The organism is Mesorhizobium sp. M7A.F.Ca.US.006.04.2.1, from assembly GCF_004022915.1.
In the GTDB taxonomy this organism is placed as follows: domain Bacteria; phylum Pseudomonadota; class Alphaproteobacteria; order Rhizobiales; family Rhizobiaceae; genus Mesorhizobium; species Mesorhizobium ciceri.
This window is the reverse complement of sequence record NZ_RZQA01001211.1, coordinates 1-1,388: the sequence shown is the minus strand read 5'-3', so window position 1 is coordinate 1,388 and position 1,388 is coordinate 1. Positions and strand designations below refer to the sequence as shown.

The 1,388-nt window shown below is 65.0% G+C and carries 2 protein-coding genes and 1 pseudogene; all 3 read left to right on the top strand.

The annotated features are described in order from the left end of the window. Positions 1 to 627: FAD binding domain-containing protein (locus EN925_RS35895; protein WP_128337372.1), on the top strand; the 627-nt coding region annotated here is incomplete at its 5' end. Continuing rightward, positions 618 to 1,115, top strand: a complete 498-nt coding sequence (locus EN925_RS35890) for a (2Fe-2S)-binding protein (RefSeq protein WP_127368827.1) — start codon at positions 618 to 620, stop codon at positions 1,113 to 1,115. The genes EN925_RS35895 and EN925_RS35890, both read left to right, overlap by 10 nt. Then, positions 1,108 to 1,388 (top strand): annotated as a pseudogene (locus EN925_RS35885) (xanthine dehydrogenase family protein molybdopterin-binding subunit); the annotation flags it as partial. The gene EN925_RS35890 and the pseudogene EN925_RS35885, both read left to right, overlap by 8 nt.

The window sequence follows — 1,388 nt, the reverse complement described above, 5'->3', positions numbered from 1 at the left end:
GTCCTTGGCCGCGCGTTGCATGGGGCAGCGGGCTTCGAAGGTCTGGTTGCCGCGGCGGAGAACGCGGCCAATCCCGGTATCCGAAGGGTCGCCACCGTGGGCGGCAACATTTGTGCCCTCGACTTTGCCGCCGCCGATCTCGCCCCTGCGCTTCTCGTCTGTGAGGCGACGGTGGAGCTGGAGACGTTCGAAGGCCCAAAACTCATCGGTATTTCGGATTTCCTCAAAGACAGGCATGCGCTGCTGGCAGAGGCGATTGTGACGAGAATTCATCTGCGCCGCGACCTTGTCGCAAGCGCGCATATCCGCCTGCCGCTTCGGAAGGCTGGCGACTATCCGGTCGCCGTCGTCTCGCTTGCGGTGGACAAGGACAAACGATGTCGCATCGCCGTCGGCTCGGTGGAGCCGGTAGCGCGGCGCTGGACGGCGCTCGAACAGGCGATGAGGGCAAGCCAGGCCTCCGCGCTCGATCCGGAGCGCGCTGCCGGGCTTGCACTAGAGCACAATGATTTTCAGGGCCGCGACGGCAGGGAAGCGGAGGGTTGGTACCGGCGCCAGGTTCTTCCGCCGCTGGTCAAGCGCGGTGTTGCCGCACTTCTCAAGACCGAGGGCCTGGCATGGTTGTGACATTCCAGCTGAATGGCGAGGACTGCAGCTTTCACGGCGATCCGATGACGCCGCTCGTCGACATCTTGCGGCGGGAACGATTCCTGACGGGGACCAAAGCCGTGTGCCGCGAAGGCTTCTGCGGCGCCTGCACGGTGCATGTCGACGACGAAGCGGTGCCGTCCTGCCTGAAGCCGATTGGCCTGGTCCAGGGATGCGCGGTCACGACCGTCGAGGGATTGAGTTCCGGAAACCAGGCGCTGCATCCGCTCCAGGCCAATCTAGAGGCCGCCGATGCCGTGCAATGCGGCATGTGTTTTCCGGGAATGGTTATGAGCCTTTCGGCGTTCGTGCGTGACAATCCGCATGCGAGCCGTCCCGAAATCAAGGCCGCGATGGTCGGCAACATCTGCCGCTGCACCGGATATGAGCGGATCGTCGACGCCGTGGCCGACTGCCTTGACCAAGCGCGGAAGGCTGGCCAGTCGGTGGGAGGTCTCCATGTCTGAGCTGTCCGCCACCGTGATGAATCTTCCCCGCCGCGATGCGCAGGACAAGCTGCGCGGGCGGACGAAATACACCAACGACCGGGTTCGCCCCGACATGTTGCATGCCGTGCTGCTGCGGTCGACCGTTTCCGCGGGGCGTATCCGCAAGCTCGATGTTTCGGCGGCACTTCGCTGTCCTGGCGTGCGCGCGGTGGCGACCGGCGCCGACGCGCCAGGCCTCTACGGCATCGGCATTGCCGACCATCCGCTCCTGGCCATCGACACCATCCGCTA

Bases quoted from the DNA above. Each gene is read 5' to 3' on its own strand.
- EN925_RS35890 (WP_127368827.1), top strand. From the start codon at position 618: ATGGTTGTGACATTCCAGCTGAATGGCGAGGACTGCAGCTTTCACGGC.